The 22,684-nt window shown below is 55.8% G+C and carries 13 protein-coding genes; 3 read left to right on the top strand and 10 right to left on the bottom strand.

What is annotated here, in order from left to right:
• The 3 genes from PHAMO_RS12165 to PHAMO_RS12155 form a co-directional block, all read left to right on the top strand.
• Nucleotides 1-582: IS66 family transposase (locus PHAMO_RS12165; protein ID WP_040567061.1), on the top strand; the 582-nt coding region annotated here is incomplete at its 5' end.
• A gap of 237 nt (nt 583-819) precedes the next feature.
• Nucleotides 820-1,674 (top strand): ATP-binding protein, encoded by an 855-nt coding sequence (locus PHAMO_RS12160; RefSeq protein WP_002729734.1) that lies wholly within the window; start codon nt 820-822, stop codon nt 1,672-1,674.
• 88 nt (nt 1,675-1,762) lie between these two features.
• Nucleotides 1,763-3,679, top strand: a complete 1,917-nt coding sequence (locus PHAMO_RS12155) for an ABC transporter ATP-binding protein/permease (protein WP_002729733.1) — start codon at nt 1,763-1,765, stop codon at nt 3,677-3,679.
• Nucleotides 3,680-3,719: 40 nt separating this feature from the next.
• Here the strand turns inward: PHAMO_RS12155 and PHAMO_RS12150 are convergent, their stop codons facing one another.
• The 10 genes from PHAMO_RS12150 to PHAMO_RS12095 form a co-directional block, all read right to left on the bottom strand.
• Complete coding sequence (locus PHAMO_RS12150; RefSeq protein WP_002729731.1) at nt 3,720-4,844, bottom strand: glycosyltransferase family 4 protein; 1,125 nt, start codon at nt 4,842-4,844, stop codon at nt 3,720-3,722.
• Nucleotides 4,841-5,749 (bottom strand): NAD-dependent epimerase/dehydratase family protein, encoded by a 909-nt coding sequence (locus tag PHAMO_RS12145; protein ID WP_002729729.1) that lies wholly within the window; start codon nt 5,747-5,749, stop codon nt 4,841-4,843. Before PHAMO_RS12145 ends, PHAMO_RS12150 begins: the two co-directional genes overlap by 4 nt.
• Before the next feature lie 24 nt (nt 5,750-5,773).
• Nucleotides 5,774-6,808 carry a GDP-mannose 4,6-dehydratase gene (gene gmd, locus PHAMO_RS12140; RefSeq protein WP_002729728.1) on the bottom strand — a complete coding sequence of 345 codons (1,035 nt, stop codon included), beginning with the start codon at nt 6,806-6,808 and terminating at the stop codon, nt 5,774-5,776.
• On the bottom strand, nt 6,809-8,047 hold the full coding sequence (locus tag PHAMO_RS12135; RefSeq protein WP_002729727.1) for a class I SAM-dependent methyltransferase: 1,239 nt from the start codon (nt 8,045-8,047) through the stop codon (nt 6,809-6,811).
• 16 nt (nt 8,048-8,063) lie between these two features.
• Nucleotides 8,064-12,254, bottom strand: coding sequence for a DUF4214 domain-containing protein (locus tag PHAMO_RS12130; protein ID WP_456085340.1), 4,191 nt, complete (start codon nt 12,252-12,254; stop codon nt 8,064-8,066).
• 2,008 nt (nt 12,255-14,262) lie between these two features.
• Nucleotides 14,263-17,583, bottom strand: a complete 3,321-nt coding sequence (locus PHAMO_RS19025; RefSeq protein WP_456085339.1) for a methyltransferase domain-containing protein — start codon at nt 17,581-17,583, stop codon at nt 14,263-14,265.
• An 830-nt stretch (nt 17,584-18,413) separates the two neighbouring features.
• Nucleotides 18,414-18,803: a hypothetical protein gene (locus tag PHAMO_RS19480; protein ID WP_002729721.1), complete on the bottom strand. Its 390-nt coding sequence runs from the start codon at nt 18,801-18,803 to the stop codon at nt 18,414-18,416.
• A gap of 576 nt (nt 18,804-19,379) precedes the next feature.
• The gene (locus PHAMO_RS12105; protein ID WP_002729717.1) at nt 19,380-20,723 is read right to left on the bottom strand and encodes a glycosyltransferase family 4 protein; all 1,344 of its coding nucleotides are present in this window, start codon (nt 20,721-20,723) and stop codon (nt 19,380-19,382) included.
• Nucleotides 20,724-20,915: 192 nt separating this feature from the next.
• Nucleotides 20,916-21,554: an FkbM family methyltransferase gene (locus PHAMO_RS12100; protein ID WP_002729714.1), complete on the bottom strand. Its 639-nt coding sequence runs from the start codon at nt 21,552-21,554 to the stop codon at nt 20,916-20,918.
• 25 nt (nt 21,555-21,579) lie between these two features.
• Nucleotides 21,580-22,667, bottom strand: a protein-coding gene (locus PHAMO_RS12095; protein ID WP_155801774.1) for an IS3 family transposase whose coding sequence is annotated in 2 segments (ribosomal slippage) — nt 21,580-22,406 and nt 22,406-22,667 — 1,089 coding nt in all. Because the reading frame shifts where the segments join, the coding sequence is not laid out codon by codon here.
• Nucleotides 22,668-22,684: the final 17 nt, after the last annotated feature.

Genomic DNA, 22,684 nt, shown 5'->3' with positions numbered 1-22,684 from the left:
CGGGCCAAAAGCGTCGCCGAGACCGTGTTGGGCGACTACCGCCCCGGGGTCTGGGTGTCCGACCGCTACGCCGGACAGCAGGATCTCGCCCTGGCCCATCAGGTCTGNCTCGCCCATGTCCTGCGCGACGTCCAATACGCCATCGATTGCGGCGACACCGTCTTCGCCCCGAAAATTCGTGATCATCTCCGTTGGGCAATCCGTGTCGGCAAACGACGAACAGAGCTCAAGGACTCTACGCTGGTCGCTTATGCCGCCAAGGCAGAGCGCCGCCTCGACACCCTGCTCGCCATCCCCGCCGCTCATCCGGCCGGGAAAATCCTCCAGCGCCAGATCAAGGCGTGGCGAACGAAGTTCTTCGTCTTCCTTACCGATCGCGAGGTCCCGCCCACCAACAATGTGTCCGAGCGCGAGATCCGGCCCTCCGTCGTCTTCCGCAAGGTCACCAATGGATTCCGCTCCGACTGGGGTGCCCAAGTCCATGCCGGATACCGGTCTGTCACCGGCACGGCGCGCCTCAAGGGCCAGACTGCCCTTCAGGCCGTTCGTGACCTCGTCAACGGCACCTTCGTCGTCGCCTGACAAAATCGACGCCAACCCCGTGAGCAATTACATGGCAAGAACCCTACGCTCATACGCGTCCAGTTGCCCCATTCTTATCTTCTTTAAATTATAGCAAAGACAAGTATCTGACCAACTGAAACGATATTCCATATGGCCTTACGGCGAGCAAAAGCCTCTTTCCTAATGGCTTGCCAGAATGGCTGATGGTGATAGGCTTCCGACCGCATTCCCTCTCGCCAGTCCTGGATTCGTCCCATGAACTTCATCGCCGCCATCGAAGCCCTGAACTCTATCGCCCAGGCTTTGGAGCGGTTGGTGCCGAAACCGCTGGCCAAGGCCGATCTATCGGTCGCCGACGCCTTTGTCTGGTACGCCGATCCCGATCGGCTGGACCCGATCACCACCGTCAACCGGGTCGAGATCGAGTTGTTACGCGGCATCGAATCCCAACGCGAACAATTGCTCGACAACACCCGCCGCTTCGCCAAAGGACTTCCGGCAAACAATGCTTTGCTGTGGGGCGCGCGCGGAACCGGGAAGTCATCCCTGGTCAAGGCGGTTCACGCCACGATCAATGCCGAAACCCCCAATTCGCTGGCGCTGGTCGAGATTCATCGCGAAGACATCCCTACCCTGCCCCGCTGTCTGCGCCTGCTGAAGGAAAGCGGGCGGCGCTGCATCCTGTTCTGCGACGACCTGTCGTTCGATCAGCAAGATGACGCCTACAAATCACTGAAGGCGGTACTGGAAGGCGGCATCGAGGGTCGCCCGGCCAACGTCGTGTTCTATGCGACCTCGAACCGCCGTCATCTGATGGCGCGTGACATGATCGACAATGAACGCGCCACCGCGATTAATCCCGGCGAAGCAATCGAAGAAAAGGTTTCGCTGTCCGACCGATTTGGATTGTGGCTGGGGTTCCACCATCTCGACCAGGACACCTTCCTGTCGATCGTCGAAGGCTATGTCATCCGCTACAAACTTCCGATTGAAACCGTTGAGCTTCACCGCGCCGCCAACGAGTGGACAGTGACGCGCGGCGCTCGCTCTGGCCGGGTGGCATGGCAGTTCATCCAGGATCTCGCCGGACGATTGGAGCGACCTCTTTAAAGTTCGCGATGCCCCCTTCACGCGCCCCGCTAAACAGGGTTAAGTGATCCCTCGGCGGGGTGATCCTTGGGGATCGGGATAAAGACGGATGGCAACGGACGGCATCACCGACAACACGGCCGATACAACAGAAACGGCATCTGTGCCCCTACGCACATTCTTCAGACGTTTTCTGCAACTGGCTGGACCGTACTGGAAGTCCGAAGAAAAGTGGAAAATCCGTTGGCGGTTGATGCTGTTCGGAATTCTGACGATCTGTCAGGTGATTATTCCAATTCAGATCAACATGTGGAACGCTCGCCTGTTCGATGCATTGGAACAGCGGTCGATCGATCAGTTTTACACCTTGATCGCTCAGATCGTTATCATCCTGATCGCCAGCATGAGCATCACCGGCCTGCATCTGCGGCTTAAGCGACAACTTCAACTTGGCTGGCGTCGTTGGCTGACGCGGCGGCTGCAAGATAATTGGATGGCGATGGGCCACCATTATCAACTGAACCACCTGCCCGGCAATCACGACAACCCCGACGGCCGGATCGCGGAAGACATCCGCACCAGCACTGAATCGGCGGTCGATCTAGCCCATTCCATGATCTATTGCGGTCTGTTGCTGATCAGCTTCATCAATATCCTGTGGACCCTATCCGAAGGAATCAGCATCACCCTGGGTGACGTCACCATGCCGATTCCCGGCTTCATGGTCTGGGTCGCCTTGGCCTATGCCTCGGTGGCCTCGTCGCTGGCGCTGTGGATGGGACAGCCTTTGATCCGCGCCACCGACCGACGCCAAACCGCCGAAGCCAATTTCCGCTTCGGGCTGGTCCGCGCCCGCGAGAATTCCGAGGCCATCGCCCTGGTCCATGGCGAAGTTGGCGAACGCCGCCGCTTCTCTGAACTGTTCCGGGGCATCGAAGGCGCTTGGCGACGACAGACCGCAGGTCTGACCCGCCTGTTCCTATTCACCTCGGGCTATGCGGTATTCTCGACTGCCTTTCCAATCCTGATTGCCGCACCGCGCTATATCGCCGGTACGATCACGCTGGGCCAGACAATGCAATCGGCGCTGGCGTTCCAGCAACTGACGTCGGCACTGTCCTGGCCCGTGGACAACATGCAGAAAGTGGCGGAATGGCGGGCTTCGGTCGAGCGGGTATTATCGCTCAACGACGCACTCCAGGCCCTGCGTGACGATTCCACCCGCCCCGACGCCCATGCGGTGATTGTCGAACGGTCAAATATTCCGACCCTGTGTTTCCACGACTTGACTATCGCCGATGCCGACGGCCGGGTGGTGATCGAGGGCTTTTCCGCAGAAATCGCACCGGGCGAACGGGTTCTGGTCGGCGGTGATCCCGGTGCCGCCGTAAAGCTGTTCAAAGTCGTCGCCGGCTTATGGCCGTGGGGTAAGGGGACGGTCAGCCTGCCCAGCAACGCCACCTTATTCTTCCTGCCGCAACGTCCTTACATGCCGATCGGCTCATTGCGCGGAGTTCTGGCCTATCCATCGACATCAGACAGCTTTAGCGAGGGCGCAATGCGCGATGCCCTGATCCGGGTCGGCCTTGGCCATCTGACAGAACGCCTGCGCCATCACAATAGTTGGGACCAGGCGCTGAGCGCAGGAGAGCAACAACGCCTGGGCTTCGCCCGCCTGCTGCTGCACCGGCCCAGCTGGATCGTCATGCAGGAAGCAACCGATGCCCTTGACCCCGAAGGCGAACGCCGCCTGATGCAGTTGCTGATCGACGAGTTCCGCGGCGCGACCATCCTCACCGTTGGCTTCCACGCCGATCTCGAAGCCTATCACCAGCGCACCCTGACCCTGACCGCCAATCATGAGGGCAAGATGCTGATTAAGGAATCGCGCAAGGACTGGCAAACGCAGCCCAAACCGCACACGTCAAGTTGGAGCGGACGCCTGCTCGGCCCACTGCGCCGCCGCAGCGAACGCCGCTCCCTTACCAACGGGAGCAGCGGCAAACACGGCGACTGGCGGAATTAAGGGGTAATCCCCCCTGATCTGGCCAGACACATAGCGCTGATCAGACTGCATTTGAGCCGGAGAGAACCTTCCGATAGACTACGACCGTGTTTTCGGCACAACGGTTCCAATCGAAATGGCGCGCGGTAGCGAGCCCCACCGTGCTGGCATGGTGGCGCCATGCTTCGTCCTCCAGTCCGCGATGGATCGCCTCCTTCAGCCCCATCACGTCGTCCGGATCGATCAGGGCGGCAGCGCCGCCGGTCACCTCCGGCAAGCTCGTCCGGTCCGAGGTGACGACCGGCACCCCCGACGCCATCGCCTCCAACACCGGCAGACCAAACCCCTCGTAGAGTGAGGGATAGACAAACAGAGAGGCCCCCGCATAAAGGCCGGGAAGCTGGGTGTCGGGCAGGAACCCAAGGGACAGCAGCCATCCCTCGGACTGGCCCCGCTGGATCTCAAGCTTCAGTCCGTCATTACACCAGCCTCCCCCACCGACCAGGACCAGGGGAACGGAACGGCGGAGTGCCTCGGGAAGCTGGCGGTAAGCCTCAATTAGATGGCCGATCCGCTTGCGCGGCTCCAAAGTCGAGACGCACAGGCTGTACCTCCGATACGCAAGACCAAACGAACGGAGCAAGGGGTCAAGCTCACGCTGGGTCTGGGGAGCAAAACGCGACTCGACCCCAAGGGGAACCGCCGTCACGAAAGACGGCGAGCAGGCCAGAAAATCGATCACCTCGCCGCGTGTTGCTTCCGAATCGGTAATCACATGCGCGGCTTTGCGCACCGATCGGTTGAAATTGGCTTCGAACTGCCGGATCCGCTCCACCGGATGGGTTTCTGGAAACTTGAACACCGATAAATCATGGACGGTGATGACCCCGATATCTGTGCAATCGGGTAGAAAATAGTTGGTACCGTGAAACAGCAAGCCCCGGCAGGCCCGGCGCAGCGCCCAGCGACGCACCCAAGCCGGCTTAGGCAGCACCAGACGCGAGCGGCGCCGGGGCACCGAATCGGTCAGCAGCGTAGCGGGATCAGCGATCCACCGACCGTTTCGATAGTAACGGACCTCACCAATCCCGGCCGTCGAGGGGAGGCGGCGGGTCAATTCCCAGGTATAGCGGCCGATCCCGGTCAAGCTGGGAGACAGGGCATCGACGCTGAGCGTGATTTTCATTCCGCCGCCTCGAACATCCAGCGTAGGGTGTCGTACAGCGGAATTTCGGAGACTTCACCGATCGCATCAATCAGACGCTCACGGCTTCCCAACAAGGTCTTCACCTCATTGGCACGGACCAGAGCCGGATTGGTTTTGACTTCAAAGGAGCAACCGCTGATCTCTTCGACCATATCCAGCAATTGGCGTAGGTTGTGCGCTTGGCCGGAACAGACATTGAAGGTACGGCCGCGTGCGGTCGGACACTCCAGCAGGCGCCGGTAACACGCCACAACGCTCCGCACGTCGGAGAAGTCGCGGGCAACATCAAGATTGCCAAGGTCTATCGTTATCTTCCTCTGCCGGGCATGACTGATCAATTTCGGGATCAGGAAACTCAGATCCTGCCCGACCCCGGTATAGTTGAATGGACGGGCAATGACGATTGGCAACCGATCAGAAAACAAACGGGCAAGATGCTCCATCGCCAACTTGCTAACTGAGTAATCATTGGCAGGAAACGGCAGAGCATCTTCAGTCAGCATCCCGGCATGAGCACTGCCATAAATGGTTGCGCTACTTGCCAGCAGGACGCCGTCTCTGCCACACTCCTGCCGACATAATGCATCAAGAATACGGCGAGAGCCGAGCAGATTAGTCTGATAAATCAGATCAATATCATCACACAGGATTGTTGAGACTGCTGCGAGATGAACGACAACATCAGGACGCACTTCAGCCATGATCTCAGCGAGGCCCATGGTCTGATTGAGACTACAGACATGGACCTCGCTTACACCAGATGGCAATTTCAAGAGAGGCCGATGAACGATACCGAATACCTCATATCCGGATAGACTCAATTCTACGGCCATATGACGGCCGGTGAACCCGTTGACACCGGTGATTAAGGCTCGTTTCGACACGGACCTCTCCTGAACAGATTGAAACTAGAACGAACTTCCAGTTTTATTGCGACGAATGTCGGCTTCGACCATCATCTGGCATAACTGTTCCAGCGATGTCTTAGCCTCCCACCCCAGTTCTTCCCGCACCTTGGTCGGATCGCCGATCAGCAAATCGACTTCGGCCGGACGATAATAAAGCGGGTTGACCCGGACCAGAACCTTGCCAGAGGCACGGTCGATGCCGATCTCGTTTTCTGCGGCCCCTTCCCAGACCAGATCGAATCCGGCGGCTTTCGCCGCCATGCTGGCGAAATCACGTACCGTTTTGGTGCGGGCGGTGGCCAAGACATAGGCGCTGGGCGTATCGGCTTGCAACATCCGCCACATCCCATCGACATATTCCTTGGCGTAGCCCCAATCGCGCTTAGCGTCAAGGTTGCCGAGCTCGATTGTGTCAAGCTGCCCAAGCAGGATCTTAGCAAAGGAATCGGTAATCTTACGGGTGACGAATTCCCGGCCCCGCAGCGGCGATTCGTGATTGAACAGAATGCCGCTGACCCCGAAGATATCGTAGCTTTCCCGATAATTGACCGTCATCCAGTGCGCATAGAGCTTGGCAACGGCATAGGGACTGCGCGGATAAAACGGGGTGGTTTCCGACTGCGGGATCTCGACCACCTTGCCGAACATCTCCGAAGTGCTGGCCTGATAGAAGCGCACCTTGGGATTCACGATGCGAATCGCTTCGAGCAGGTTGAGCACGCCAAGCCCGGTCACCTGACCGGTGGTGGCCGGCTGCTTGAACGACACCGCGACGAAACTCTGAGCGGCGAGGTTATACACCTCGTCAGCGTGAGTATCCTCGATCAGGCGGATGCTGGTGCCGAGGTCGGTGATGTCATATTCGACCAGATGCAGGTTCGGATGCTGGGAGATTCCCAGTTCTTCAATGCGCCAGAAATTGGTCGAACTAGTCCGCCGGTAGGTCCCGTAGACCCTGTAACCTTTTTCCAGCAGAAGTTGAGCCAGATACGCGCCATCCTGACCGCTTATCCCTGTGATAACTGCGTTTTTCATTTAAACGATCTCGATTTCCGGGAAGGGGAAAATGAAGCGGCCGCCGGCAGAGGTGTATTCCTTCTCGCGGCGCAGGATGCCGTCCTTGAAGTGCCAGGGCAACACCAGAAAATAGTCAGGCTTCATCGCCCGGGCATCGGCTTCGGACACGATCGGAATGTGCGAGCCAGGGGTAACGCGGCCAAACTTCTCGGGATTGACGTCGGCAATCGCCGGAATGTCCTTGGCGGTCAGGCCGCAGAACTGCAACACCACATTGCCCTTGGTCGAGGCACCGTAGCCGAGCACGGTCTTCCCGTCAGCATTGAGGGAACGGATCAGGCGGGTCAGGTCGTCGCGGTGGCGGAACACCCGCTCCTCGAACTCACGATAAGGACGGGGGGTATGCAACCCCATCCGGTCTTCCTGTTCGAGCAGCCAGTTGATCACCGCCTCGTTGGCCCGCACCGAGCGGTTGGAACGTTTGGCGGCGGTGACAGCAAAGCTGCCGCCATTGACCGCGTTCATCACCACATCGACCAGCCGCAAGTCGGCCGCTTCCAGGATTCGCTGCACCGCATGGAGCGAATAATACTCGATATGTTCGTGGCAGATCGTGTCGTAGGAATTCAGCCGCAGCATCGACGGCATGTAGCTCTGCTCGAAATGCCAGATACCGTCATCGGCCAGGATCGCGGCGATCTGGCGAGCGAACGAAATCGGCGCTTCAAGATCGTAGAACATCGCGATCGAGGTGACGATGCGGGCAGAACGCGATTCAACCGAGCGGAAGGCGTCGGCCGAGAAGAAATCCGGCACCAGGGTCACTTCCGACGGATAGTACTCGGCGAATTTCCGGCCGGTGGGATCGATACCGATCCGACGCAGATCCTTGGTCGCATAGGCCTTGAGGGTGGTGCAGTCGTTGCTACCGATATCCAGCACCACATCGCCCGGCTGCAAGCTGGCCAGACGCTCGAGATAGGCCACCTTATCGGTCAGATGGGTGACCATCGACTGGTTGAGGCCGGAGCGATAACCGTAATTGTCACCGTACATCTCCGACGGATTGTAGGAGTGCTTAAGCTGTAACAACCCACTTTTCGGAGCCCAGACCAGCTCAAGCGGACCAACCGTTACATTTTCGTCTTGGCTTCTAGGAAAAACACCAGTCAAGGATTGAAAACCGAGATTCAGAACTGACACTAGGTCAGATCCACCACCAATCCGGCATTCCTTGATTTCATGATACGCAGACATCAAAGTGATCTCCTAGTTACCAAACAGGGAAGAGTTCATTCACGGACAAATTCGCCGCAGGATTCCCACTGCGAAAACCTTGATCGTAGAATTCCTTTAAGGATTCACGGAATTCAGCAAACCCCTCAAGATGCTTTATCCGCATGATAATATCCTCAGCGGATAAGTAAGCGCTATTTCCATGGGGATCGTTCAGGAAGATCTGCTTCCAATACAACTCGACAATCCACAGCCGTTTCTCCCGACGCCGATCAATCGCTTCGACGTCTCCACCCATCCGGACAGCCAGATCATGGGCTTTCGGGAATTGTTCCAGCTCGAATAACGAGGCGTAATCGACCCAGGAAACGTTAGAATTCACCACCAGAGAGGGCTGTCCCAACCAGACGGCTTGCTCTTCTGACATGAAGTTCAGAACATAGTATGTGGTGGGGATGCATGTCAGCATTGTCGAGAAGATACGGCCATGAGTGTTCTGGCTGTACGCTCTTAGCCCGTGATCCCGGCGATAGATTTGACTAAAAATCGCCGAATAGAAATTTTCGTTCTTTGCTGCCAGCAGCTTGACTTTGTTGTACTCATCCGGGCAGGCCGGTTCGATCGGGGTTGCTCCATCCAGAAAACTGGGCAGGTCTTCGATCCGCCATGGCTCGTTCTCCGTAGTGTAACCGTAATTGACGTAAACCATCGCCAATCCGGGATGGGAGCCAATTTCATGCAGGATGCGCTCAATCACCCCAGGTTTAACAAGGTCATCGTCTCCAAGGATCCAAACATACTCCCCCCGAGCCAGATGGGCTGTCACAGCCAGATTGCCCAACATTCCAACATTACGGGGATTACGGACGTAACGGAAATCAGACCGCCCGCAATAAGGCTGGACTACTTCTGGAGTGTTGTCAGTGGACGTGTTGTCCACGACCAGGAACTCAACCGCATGATGCTCTTCAGGGAACTGGCGGAACATGTTACGCAGATTGAGTTGCAACCACCCAGCTCTGTTATAGGTGCTGATGCAAACGGAGAGACGGGGACGCGGACGGCGGCACAGAGCCGGGAACGCAGAATACAGATCGGATCCGTCCAGAGGCGGCAGATATACGAGCGTATCGGCCGGTCTGTCGGAGGCAAGATCGACGGCGATCTGTCTGGCGTACTGTGACCAATGCGTGACTGGACGTTCAGCCGCTTCCCAGGTCAGGGTCTCCAACAGGTTGCGATCCCCCGCCACGCGACAAATCGCCTCTCCCAATGCAGCTCCATCGGCCACATCGACAGTAATGACTCCGTCCTCACCGACCCAATCGTCGTCACACCGTTGTGCCGTCAAAACGGGCACGGCACGCCACAGGCTCTCCTGGATTAGAGGATCCACTCCAATGCCGAGGTTGGGAGAAACGACGAGGTCAACATCATGGAGCTGGCTAAGAATAGCAGGCAGATCGAGATCCTCGATCCACCGCACTCGTTCCTCCGTCATGAGGGCAATCCGCTGGCGCAAGGCTGTCGCCTCGGCTCCGGCGTCAGCCGGCAACTGTCCGGTCAGGGTGACCCGAATCCTATCGCCCGCCTGCCGGAATACGGTGTCGATGCTATCCAGCAAAGTCAGACCGTCGATACGACTCACGTCAGACAGGTGAATGAGGACATGCGCACGCCCACCCCGTTTCAAACGCGGTTTACGACGGCCGATTCCACTGCCTGCATTCGGCAGGGCGATGGCAGAGAAACGATGCTCGGCACTATGAACCTGACCGTTCCACCCGAGAAGGAAACGACGGAACGCCTTAAGCAGAGTCTCGCTTGCGATAAACAGTTTGTCGAAGGACACCAGCTCGACCCATCCCCCGGCTGAGGGATCGCGGCCCCCATCCAACAGAACGCCACCGAGCCGCAGGCCGAGAGACGATGTGAAGGCGCGCAAAGCGACCGTTTCTTTTCCAGTTCTCAGGCCTGGCGCCAACACCCAGTTGGGGGCACCGGGCTGTCCTGGCTCGCACCATTCCGACCACGACGTCGTATTGTTTCCATATGCTGCCAGTCGCGACAGCGCCTCGGGACCCGCTGCAACGAGACGAGCACCAGCCTGATCCCAGCGTGCGGGAATCAACTCGATCCCCTGCGCGATCAGCCCCGTCGCGAACAAGCTCGCGAACCAGGCAAACTGGTCCGACCCATCAGCCGGAGCCAACGGTTCGACCACGTAATACACAGCCGACAGGGTCCGTAATGGGTCTTCGGCGGCAGCGAGTTCACCCCGCAAGGCGCGGACATAGGCCCGCCATCCCCCCGCGTCATCATTCCCGCCGGGGATGGGCACAGGCCGAATCAAAGGGCTTGTCCGCGCCAACTGATGCTGGACGAAGAACCGCGCGATATCATCGGCAACTGCACCTGAAACCGGCAAAATCAGGTCGGCGATCAGCAGAGCTTGCAAGTGGCGTTCTTGCCGTTCCGCTTCGGCGTCATCGGCGGTCTCGTCAAGTCGCCACGCGCCGTGATCGACGACTGCCGTGCGCAGATTGAGGCGGTTTGCGCCCATGATGACATCGACTGTGCTCGGGCTGGTGGGAGAGAGGGGGGCCGGTTCAACCACCAACAACCATCCCGTCGGCACTGACGTTGCGGCAGCTGGCAATGGCAGATGGATAAATTCCGTCGCCGGATAGTTATCCACCATAGCCTCCAGACCAACAACCGTCAATTCAGGCTTGGTTAGCAAGCGATAGAGACTGAGATCGACGTCCCAGGTCACAAATACAAGTGTCTCGCCACAAGCGGTCAACCTTTCAGCAACACCCCGCAGGACCCGTCCCTCGGCCGGCAATTGAGACNTTGCCATCGGTTGAACGTAATAAAACAGGATTTTTTGATCAGACGCCAATAAGGCATCAAAATGCCGCTTAGCATGCGCATTTTCTTCTGAGCCGGGAACTGGCTCCCGGGTAGGCGCGAGAACTGGCTCCGGGGCGAGCGCAGGAACTGGCTCCGGGACAGGCGCAGGAACTGACTCCGGGGCAGGCGCAGGAACTGACTCCGGGACAACAGGCACCGGGTTGGAGATGGAAATGGAAACCGGCCGGCTCAAAGTGTCATTTAAACGCGCGATCTGGTTCTCAATAACGCGAATCTGCTGATCGACTGTTTCTTCCTCCAGATCAGCACCCAGTATCCGTAGAACCGAACCAAGTATAGGGGTTTTCAATATCCGATAGCGAGCCAACACGGCATCAAGGCCGGGGAGATTCACCGATCTTTGCTTACCTTCCTGCGACAAACGCAACTGAACCAGGATGTGCCGACGGCTTTCGCCATCGCGGATCTGACTCAGATAATGCTTCATCCCTTGTGGATCTACATCACGTCTCAACAAAGTGGCATAGGCACTCCGGACAAAAGCCTCATCGTAGAAACTCAGCAGCTCTGCCACTGAATTTGCCACCACACTGGGACCAGCGCTTGTGACGGGGCCGATTAGGGCACGGCCGGAGGGGGAACGGATGCGATCACCTGCACCACACAACCGCAGCAACGGGCCAATTAAGGGGGCGTTGAGGCGACGATGGCGGGCAATTTCCTTTTCAAGGCCATGGATATGACCCCGCCGTTTCCGACCTTCCTGCGACAGGCAAAGTTCTGCAGCCACAGACCCACGACGAGCCCCTCGATTCAGACGGTCCAGATAATAATGCAACCCACCCGTATCGGCCTCGCGGCCGAGCAGGACACGGTAAGCAGTCCGGACAAATTCCTCCCCATCAAGAGTAAACAGCATCGCAATATCACTCGCCGAGCACAAGGTGGCGGGATGTAGCTTGTCCCCTCTGCCGCCCAGACGCAGCAGCGGCCCGACCACGGGCATCTTCAGCCGGCGGTAGCGGGTAACCTCACGTTCCAACCCCGGCAATTTCACCCCACGCTTGCGTCCCTCGGCGGAAAGCAGGAGTTCGGCCGCAATTGTTCCCCGGCGCGCGCCGCGTTGCAGCCGGTCGAGATAGTGATGCAACCCCTGAGGATCAACCTCGCGGCCGAGCAGAGTCAAATAGGCGCACCGCACGAATGCGGCACCTTCGTGTGCCAGCAGGACTTCTGCCGTTGGCGCGGCTTTGTATCCGAGATTGATTTTCAACACTTTTTCTAAGATCGAGGCCGCCTCTTTGGCACGGTAGCCGGCAGGCACCTCTTTCGGGACAATCTGCGACAACATCGCAAAAAACGTCCACTCCCCAAAACGATTATAAAGCTCGCTTTGGACCGCAACACCTTGGTCGATCAACGAGTTAAGGTCGTGATCCTCAAAGAAACTGCCGTTGCCAAGATAGTTAGGGAACGGAGCCTGGCGGGTAAACACCACTGGACGTTCGGTTGTGAACGCAAGATCCGCGATATTGCCAAGCTCCTCACGCCGTGCCGGATCATTGTAAAGAATGACGAGATGGCTGGCGGCCAAGGCAGGAACGACTTCTTCACAAGCTCGCCAATAAGAGAGTTCAACGAAGCTGATTCTGAAATTGGGATCAGCAGAGTGAGCCGTACGAATTCGCTCCAGTCTGGCCTCAGCAGCTTGACGCTGGCCGTCCGATTCCCAGCGCGGGATATCGATTTGAAGATGGGCACCGGGTGTCTGTTGGAGAATTCTCGAGACAACCGCCTCCAGATTTGACTGCTCTGCCGCAAAGCCGATCAGCCAAATAGTTGTTGACGCCGCCGGCAACGGAACAAAAGACGTGAAATAGGGGATGATCGGCTGACGGGGCCACACTGTCAGCCCCAACGATGCCTGTTGGGAGTCCGCTTGTTCATCGGCCAACAACACTTTAACCGCCGTCGTTCCCTGGAGCGCGGCAGCAACATCGCTTTGAGACGGCCCAGGGCAGATTATGACGGCCGCAGGATTGACCTCATTGACCGCCCAAGACAATTCCGCCACGGTTTCATAAGGAACCCTCAACACATCGAAGCATCTCGATCGGGAGATACTGCCGATCACCCGGTTGGGGTATGCAAACGCATCCGGGATAGTCAAGGATTTCGAGAACGCGACCATGACCGGCGGACGCGGAGTGTTGACTTGAACAGAAAGCAGGTTGCCATTCACCGTTGAGTTCGGAAGAACTCCCGAACTTGCCAACATACGGAGAAAAACGGCACAGAACGCCTTTTGTGACCAATCCTCCTGCATCTGACGCACAGCAGGCAGTGTGTTCTGCATTGCCGCTTTCAGGCTGGTTATCGGATAGGGCGGAATATAACGGTGGATATGACGAAAGGTGTCATTAGAAGAGACCAATAATGGCCTTCCCGCCGCGATCGCTTGATCGGTCGTCGCCGACAGCCCTGATTGGCGCCGCGTATACATGAAGCAGTTAAGATCATTCTCGGCGCACCAATCAAGCAATTGATCCGACCGCATGAAATCAAAAGTAAAATCTATCTCAATTCCCGGCTTGGCAATGCGATGGCAGATATCAGAAAGGTAACGTGCGTAGTTTTTCTGATGGACAGAGAACATCGCATCATCGGCATAGGTCGCAGCCGGAACATTGATACGAATCCGCGCAGCATCGAATTCACGGTTAACCGCTTCGACCAATAAGTTGAAGCCCTTACCGGGAGTTCCAAACCCAAAAGACCCGATCTGCGGCACCGCACGACTCGCCGCACGGGGGGTAAGAATCCGTCCTTCCAACGGACGGGGAAACGGAAATATTGTGTCCCGCGCCTCTACGGTCGGATCAAGGACGATGTATCCATCAAAAGTCGCCAGCGGCACATGGCGTACCGGATCATCAGGTTCAACTTCAAGAACGAGGGTGAATTTCTTCCCTGGCAAGGCCCGAATCTGCTCGTTTGAGATGTGCGGTGCCATCGTAATCGGATGCCAGTTGAACACCCAGAAATCATACTGTTCGGCCACCGGCCGTGGAGAGGCCGTTGGCAACAGAATGACTTTCCGAGCCCCGGCAAAAGCTTGGATATCAATTTCATCGAGGGAAAAATAATCAAGAGAGCAGACGGATTCTTGGTTAATCGGCTCAAGAGCCCCATAGGCCATTCGACCGCTCTCGTAAATACTACACTGAGCTTTAGCCGTGTTTATAAATGCTCCGCGCACCTTCTTGGGGGCCGGTTGTTTTTTTGAAATATTCACGTCCAAAGTCAGATCTCCCGATTACAAAAACAGATCTTGCCGGCTCAAACTAACCGGACGATGGTCAGGGAGGGGGAAGGTCCAAACCTGACCTAGTTTGCCGGATCTGATCAAGGCATAGACCGATCATGCGCCGACTGAGATTGGCGTAATCGTGCTCCTCGCGCCAACGCCGCGCCGCCTCTTGAACCCAGACGATTTCCTCGCTATTTGCCGCAATCTTAGGTAACAGATCGGCCAAGCCCTGTGCAATTTGGTCCGGAGTGGTGCCAGGGAGGACAAAAGTAATGTCGGTAAGGTCGCCAAACACCGGCAACGGAGACACGGCCACCGGACGCCCTGTTGCCAAACCATAACGAACTGCGCCACTGGCAGATTCGCTGCTCGACTGATAGGGGAAAGTGACCAGATCAGCTTCACGCAATAACGACAGACAGACTTCATCCGGCAGAAAATCTGTGCACAAATCAACCTCTGCATCCATCTCTAATTTACTAATCCAGCCGCGCAAGCCTTCCACATATTGTCCAGAACCAGTAACCGGATTCGGATGTTGAGCGCATAGGAGACGGAGATGAATTGGCCGTCCAGCTCGCTTTAATTGTTCTGCCGCCATCACCAGTTCGGTTAGGCCTTTCTGGGGAAAGCAGAACCCGAATGATGCCACCAGAGGAGGGCCAGATTTTATTTTGCTACTGGTTAGTCCAATATTGCGGTTAAGAAGGCCATGCGGAAAGAGGGTCACATTGTTAATGAGACCAATAGCCGCCAAACGAGACCGATCTGCTTCGGAATGAATTAACACTCGACAGCGATGTAACGCCGGAAGCAGTTCTGCGAGACGGAAATTAGGCACCCCATCGAACGGGTCCATAGTTGAATGAAGGTCAACCACGACCGCTATTCCTTTGTTAAGAACTGCTTCTAAAAAGCGCTCAAGATCGCCATGGTTAAAGAAACCATAATTAAACTGAACAACAAGTGAATTTATTTGCTGAGCATCGATCTGGGCCAGGACATTTTCCAGATGATTGGCATCCTTACCCACAGTCCAGCAGCGGACACAATTCGCAGCATCGGCTTGCATCTGCGGATCGTCTCCGAAATGAGGAGCAAGAACCACAACAGAATCAGCCGGAATTCCATCCAACAAATGCTGCGAGTAGGTGGCGATACCGCATTGGACGTTCCAAGTGGAAATCCACCCAATCCGCAAGCGAAGCTGCTGAATAGTCTGCACGCGGGCAACAGCTTGCTGGCTCAGCACATGGATCTGGTTTTCAACCGCCCGCAAATGCCGACGCAATTGGCGGCGCGTTTTCGCTTTCCTCGCCAGAGACCGCACCAAACCGGTTAACGGCGATTTCTCCCCGTAAGACGAAGACAACACGTCGCCCCCATCAGATCGGTTCTGGGGCGGCGCAGCCTGGGCGGGGACAACAAGATCGGTTGCAGCCGAACTCGCCTGATCCTGACAGGACGATAGAGACGCTTCCGGCGATGGAAGCTGTCGAGATTTGTCCGAGAAAACAGACCGAACCAACGAGCCAAGCAACGGAAGCGTCCGGCAGCGGTGGCGATACAACAAAGGTGCGAGGCCTTTGAGGCTGACGCCGACCCTGCGGCCTTCACGCGACAATCGGATCTGCGCCAGAATATCCTCGCGGCAGACTCCCCGACCCAGCAGCGTCCGGTAAAAAGCGAGACCGACAGGATCCACGGAACGGTAGAGCAACACCTGGTAGGCCTGGGCAAGAAAGGTTTCCTCGTCAAGTTCCAGCAGTTGGGAAACGTGACGGATTTTTTCCGTAAGCGCGGTGGAGGGAGGCGCCAGCATGGCGGCAGGCATTGCTGTTTTTCCGCTCAGGCTACCCCAAACCAGCCAACCATATTTGCGGGTCCGCAAGAAGCTCAAATGACCGGACAGGGTTTCAATCTGGTCAACCAAGTTTCGCAATTGCTCACAAAGCTGGCAATTCGCCTCAGCATCAATCCGACTTTGTTCAAGCAATCGGGCACGATCTTCCTTGTTGACACGCAGTTGTTCGTTCAGTTGACGACGTTCCTCGGCATCAGCCAGAGTCTGTTCAAACAGTTGGCGACGATCCTCCTCGGCAAGGCGCAACTGCTCATTCAGTTGACGACGCTCCTCGGTATCAAGAAGGCTCTGTTCGAACAGTCGGCGACGATCCTCCTCGGCAAGACGCAACTGCTCGTTCAGTTGACGACGCTCCTCGGTATCAAGAAGGCTCTGTTCGAACAGTCGGCGACGATCCTCCTCGGCAAGACGCAACTGCTCGTTCAGTTGACGACGCTCTTCGGCATCGAGCAGACTTTGCTCGATCAGTCGACGGCGATCATCCTCAGTCAGACGTAAATTTTCGCAAATTTCACGATATTTTTCCTCTACCTCCCCCAGAGCTTGGCGATGATCCTCCAGGCTTTGGCGATGGATCGCCTCTATCTCTGACAAACGTCCTTCAGTCTTTGACAGCAAATCCCTAAAATAGGGTGGACGTAATATAGAAAAACCTCGACGCGTCAAACGCGGAGGAACGACCTTTCGAAAGACCATACTGGCAAAGGAATAGTGGCTTCCTTCATATTCAAAATCATCGCTATCATCATCCCATGACGCGGAATCGACTAAAACACAATCGTGAATCTCACTCATCAACTTTTTTAATGATGATGTTGTATATAGACGCAAATCGACATCCGGCTTTTTTGCTCCGGACTCATAGTGATTTGAAAAGTCAACAGTAAAAATCGCCACTCCATTGTGAGAAAGCAAATCTGCCGTCATTTTCATGAAGGCAACGTCATCCTCAACATGCTCCAATACGGAAACACAGAGAACAAGATCATAGAAACCAAACCTCGTTTCCGGTTTACGATAAAAAGCTTCGAGATCAAGTCCGTTAACATTGGGATCGGCCTCGACAACTTCATAACCTTTCGCCCGTAACGCTGCCACGGCAGTATCATCAAAAGACCCAATCGCAAGAATTCTAGCACGGCTATTTTTTNATAAAAACCGCTCGGCAGCATCAAGCGTGAATGCCTGCTGAATATTGGCTCGCTCAATCTTACGAGCGAGAACATCAGGAGCAAGCACGGACAAAGACCGAAGGCTTTCGCCGTAAGCACAGCGGGAGCGATCATCAAGAATCTTGTTGAACCCTCGTCCATCCGGCGTATCACGAGAAAACTGAACCGCATGAAAAGCCTCAAGTAGGGCCCGATTCCAGGCGACTCCGGGCTCTTCCTGTGAAAAAGACTGTATTAAATCAACTTTAAACTGGGCGCCGGATGCAGCAATTTCAGCAAGCGATCGATCTTCAACACAAATTGATGGATTGAGGGTGTGGAGATGACGAAACATCTGCGAACGGCTGACGGCAATCGGCCTGCCACTGGCCAACGCAAAATCAATGCAACTGGACAGCCCCCTGGCTAGAACACCGTGATTACCGTCCATCGTCTCTTCGTAAAGGAAGGCATTGATTGAATTCTCTGAGAGAAAATGGATGAGGTCATCGTCCGAGAAAAAGTTCTGTGTCACCTCCAGTTGAATCCCGGGTTTTTGAATTGCATTGAGACAGGAATCGATGATGGCATCCACATCGTCCTGCGGACAGAGCAGTAGATTGTCGTGGGGTGTGATGTTGATTCGAATCAAAGCATCATCAAACTGAGCATCAACAAGAGCACAGAGCTTCTCGAACCCCTTTCCTCGGGTTCCGAACCCAAACGACCCAACTGTGAACCGCGCCGGAGGTGGAGCAAACGTCTCCGTAAGCAAGGGAAGCGGCCGGGGAACAGGAACAACCACCGGGTTCCGTGAGACCACCGTCGGATCAGCACAAAGTTGAAAGTGAAATTGCCCAGATGAACTCTGATCCACAGTTTCCTGGTTGAACTCGTGGCAAATGGCAAATGTCACTGCGGGCAATGACATTGCACGCCCATATCCCGCCCAACTCAGGGTTAAAAAGTGGTAATTAAACAAAATAATATCCGGGGAAAAGGCCCGAGTTTCGGCCTCAAGTGACTCAAAATCATCACACTCAATGTAACGCCACTCTAAACTTGCGCCGGAGGAGCTTTGCAGAGCATCAAACAGACGAACACCAAAATGGTGGACACCGCATTTCTGCCCCACATGGGAAACGAAAAGGGCTCGAATAGTCTGTTTATTTTTGCTCTGGGCTATCAATGAATTCTCTCCGAAAGCATTCTTGACGTTGATATATTTTTGAAATTTTCCAAAACAGTCAATATTTTCACGGCGCATCTCTCCTGAATTTTCGTTTTTCGAAGAAAAACGCCATCGTTCCGCACAATCTGATTTACTCCTTCAATGTTTTTATTCAAATTACGATAAAAATAAAATTGATCTGGAACACCAACCAAGCGGAACCCTGAATACGTCCAACGTAAACTGATATCTTCCCATCCTTTATATATTTCAAAGGATTTAATCTCGCAATACATAACAACCGTGCGGGGCAATGTTTCCGTTGCATGGCACAGAGCCATCAACTCCGCAACCAGCATGCCTAAATTCATGAAATCGACAAAACCGAGAATATAAAGCACCATCTAACCGCCGTACTTTCATTAGCACTATACAAATCCTTCAAAGCTTGGCCAAATTCCAAGATACAGATATCTTTGGAATATTTCTTAGCGCAGGGGGTAAGTTTGAATCGAGATCATTGAAATAAAACGCATGAATATTATCTTCACCAAGATACGATTTATGTGTGTGAATCTCACTCGATTCTACATAATGACTTACCCTCACCTTTAACCGCCCTCCAGCAAAGGATCAGAGTCAATGACTTTGACATCCGCCTCATCGCCGGCATAACTGGCCAACACCAAACATCTGCGACCCAATGTCACCCCCGCACAACGGACGGCCCAAATATGCAGGATTTTGGCGAGAAAAAAACTGCCGTTCCCAACCTTTAACGGTAGACAGAGATATGTCTCTGAGACTTGCGCTACGAGTTCAACATCATCTCGCAAAAAACATCTGTAAATATCAGAGAAAAACCAGTCCGCAGATCTGCCAGAGTAACACTCTCAACCTTTAGTATAGAATATACAATTTATTTTTTAATTTTTTAGAAAGACAGCAGATCCTCAAAATATTCGGCGCAATAATCATAATTATTCAACAACTTCCACAAAAGATTCTGGCGAGAGAAAAACACTTTGCCGGAGATGGTCTACAAGGGCACAACTCGACTCCTGCCAAGACGGGATCTGAACGGTGGTTTCGATGGCTACCTCTCCTTCCTCCGTCAGCCGTTCCAGCCAGGAGACAAGGTAATCGGCCAGGGCCGCAGGATCCTGGGCTTGGAAAAATTCAAGGCCAGGACGAGCATGGGGACGGAACACCGGCAGATCACGGGCCAACACCGGCTTGCCATACCCCAGCGCCTCGATCAGTGGCAGGCCGAACCCTTCCCCCAGCGACGCGACAATCACCCCGTCACAGGCCTGATAGAGCCGGGCCAGGGCCTCGTCGCTGGCATCATCGAGCCAGAACAACCGGCGGCCCCGTTCGGGATGGGCACGCAAGTGCGCCTGAAGCGGCTCGGTCTTCCAGCCGGGACGGCCAACAATCACGAGAGTAGCCTCTTCCCCCCGGGACCATAACAACTCGAACCCCGCCACCACCTGGGCGTGTCCCTTGCGTGGTTCCAGGGTTCCCACCATCAGCAGAGTCGGACGGTCAGCCAGGATAGTGCATAGGTTTTCGAACCCCTCCGGCAAACCCCGGCTCGGCGCGGTGGCCTGGATATCATGGCCCATCGGGATCACTGCCGTGGCAATCTCACCCGCTGCCAGACCATACCGGCCGGTGATCCAGGCATCGAAATCATCCCGCACCACCGGCGAGATGCAGATCGCACTGTCGGCCAGGATCGCCAGCGCCCGCACCCAGCGCCGGATCGCCGCCGCCAATTTTGGCGAGAACCAATCTGGATGATGGATCGCCAGTAAATCATAAATGACGAAATGCAGACTGACTCCCTGCCGCTTCCATCCGGCCAACTGGCGGCGCTGGCTGGGAATGACATGGGCGGACAGATCGAGTCCAAGAAACAGATCGCCGGGCCGGACCTGGATCGTATCGTCAGCGCCGGGCGGACCATCGACATAACGGTAAGGCCGCCGCCGGGTGCCAGCAACGGTGCGGATCACGCAACCGGGTGGCGGTACCGCGTGCAATTGTCCCAGCAGCGCCCTGACCACCCGCTGAATGCCGGTTCCAGCATCATGCTGGTGAATGCGTGAGACGTCGATCAGCAATTGGCGCGGCCCCTCGGGTCGGCAATGAGCCGGACCACGCAGACGGGCCCGCGCCCGCTGGACCAGCCCTCGCTCCAGCAACATGCCGACATGAGCCGCCAGCCGGACCAAGCCGGCCTGCTGGTTCAGGAGAGGGTTCCCCGAACTGGTACCCACGACATTGAGCTGAGCCGGAGACTGGTGCGTCAACTTCATCACACTCCCTTTAAGCCGGCTCAGCCGGTCTGCTCCCGTTCCAGGAGACGGGCCACTGCGTGGCTGTAGATAGCCATATCGCGTGTGTTGATGTCGAGAATAAGGCGACAGGTCTCCGCACTGATTTCGCCTTTCACGATACAGCCAAGTTTGCCACGAGTGGTGTTGACGTTAAGAGCAAAGCAGAGATCATCATAAAGAGAGCAAATGATCCGCTAAAGCAAATTTCTGATAGATTAGAGCGAGGGATAAGGCCTGAGATGACTTGACATCAGCAGATGGATCCCGGCGCAGAAACAGCGCATCGGCCCACATCAGCCGATCTTTGCTGTTGAAACCTAAACGAGTTTCAGACGCGTAATGACCGAAAAATGTAAAATCCAGAAAATAAAATCCATGCCTATCCAAAAAGGCGGCAATATCGCCAAAAAGTGGCTGACCTTGATAAATAGGGGAAAATTCCACCTTGCAATGGACCAAAGCCGTTTGTTTGAGAACTTCGCGGGCATGTTCGAGGATTAAGAGTCCTCCCCCCTGGACATCGAGCTTGAGAAAATCTACCGGTTGGTGTGGCACGACGTCATCGAGACGTTTGGTTGCTACGGTTTCGGTTCGCACGGTCTGCAACTGGGCCAGCAAAGGAAAAGGCGCGTTGCCTGCCGTATTGAGAGGGTAAAGCGACGAGGTGGCATCATGATTGTTGATGTGAAGGGTATGGGTACCCCCATCACCCAAGGCGTAAGGCAGCAACGTGAGGTGCGCAGATCCCCCTTCAGCGACCTCCCGTTCGGTCAGTCGCTCCTGGAGCGGATCAAAAGGTAATCCCCCCATTTTTAGCGGGGGTTGGACATAGAACTCAGGCGGCCAATTTCAGTTTCTGGGCGGGTGTGATGCCGCCGATGCCCATATTGGGGCGGTCGTTGTTGTAGGTCCAGAGCCATTCTGTCGCTTGATCCTGCACCTCCGCGATGGTTTCGAAGAGGAACTGGCCCAGCCATTCATGCCGGACCGTCCGGTTGTAACGCTCGACATAGGCGTTCTGCTGCGGCTTGCCGGGCTGGATGTGTTGGAGGCCGATGCCGCGCGTCTCGGCCCATTTCATCAGCGTGCCGCTGATATATTCGGGACCGTTGTCGACCCGAATTGTCGCTGGCTTGCCGCGCCATTCGATAATTTGGTTCAGCATCCGGACAACCCGTTCTGCGGGCAGCGAAAAATCGACTTCAATGCCGAGCCCCTCCCGATTGAAATCATCCAGCACGTTGAGAAGCCGGAAAGCCCTGCCATCCTCCAGACGATCCGCCATGAAATCCATCGACCAGACCTGGTTGGGGGCGTCTGGTACCACCAGTTCGTCGGGCTTGTCGCGTTTGAGCCGCTTCCGGGGCTTGATGCGCAGGTTCAGTTCCAACGCGCGATAAATCCGATAGACCCGTTTGTGGTTCCAGTCATGCCCCTGGATATTGCGCAGATACAGGAAGCAGAGGCCGAACCCCCAGGTCTTTCTGGCCTGGGTCAGCCCGATCAAAAGGTCGGCGATCTGCTCGTTCTCGTCGGAGAGCCTCGGGCTATAGCGATAGCACGTCTCGCTGAGCCCAAACGTCCGGCACGCCAACGCAATACTGATCCCTCGTCGCGCCACAGCTGTCTCGGCCATCTCCCGGCGCTGGGATGGCCGGGTTATTTTTTTCCGAGAGCCTCCTTCAGCAATTCGTTTTGCATGCTGAGCTCGGCGAACATCTTCTTCAGCCGCCGGTTCTCGTCCTCCAGCCCCTTCATCTCCGAGATCATCGAGGCGTCCATGCCGCCGTATTTCGCCCGCCATTTGTAGAACGTCGCGCTGCTCATCTGGTGCTCGCGGCACAGCGTCAGGACCGGGATACCCTCCTCCGCCTGACGCAGGATCCCCATGATCTGGGCGTCCGTGAACCGACTCTTCTTCATCCGAATCTCCTCGTTCG

Source organism: Magnetospirillum molischianum DSM 120, assembly GCF_000294655.1.
Classification (GTDB): Bacteria; Pseudomonadota; Alphaproteobacteria; order Rhodospirillales; family Magnetospirillaceae; genus Phaeospirillum; species Phaeospirillum molischianum.
This window is presented reverse-complemented; position numbering and strand designations above follow the sequence as displayed.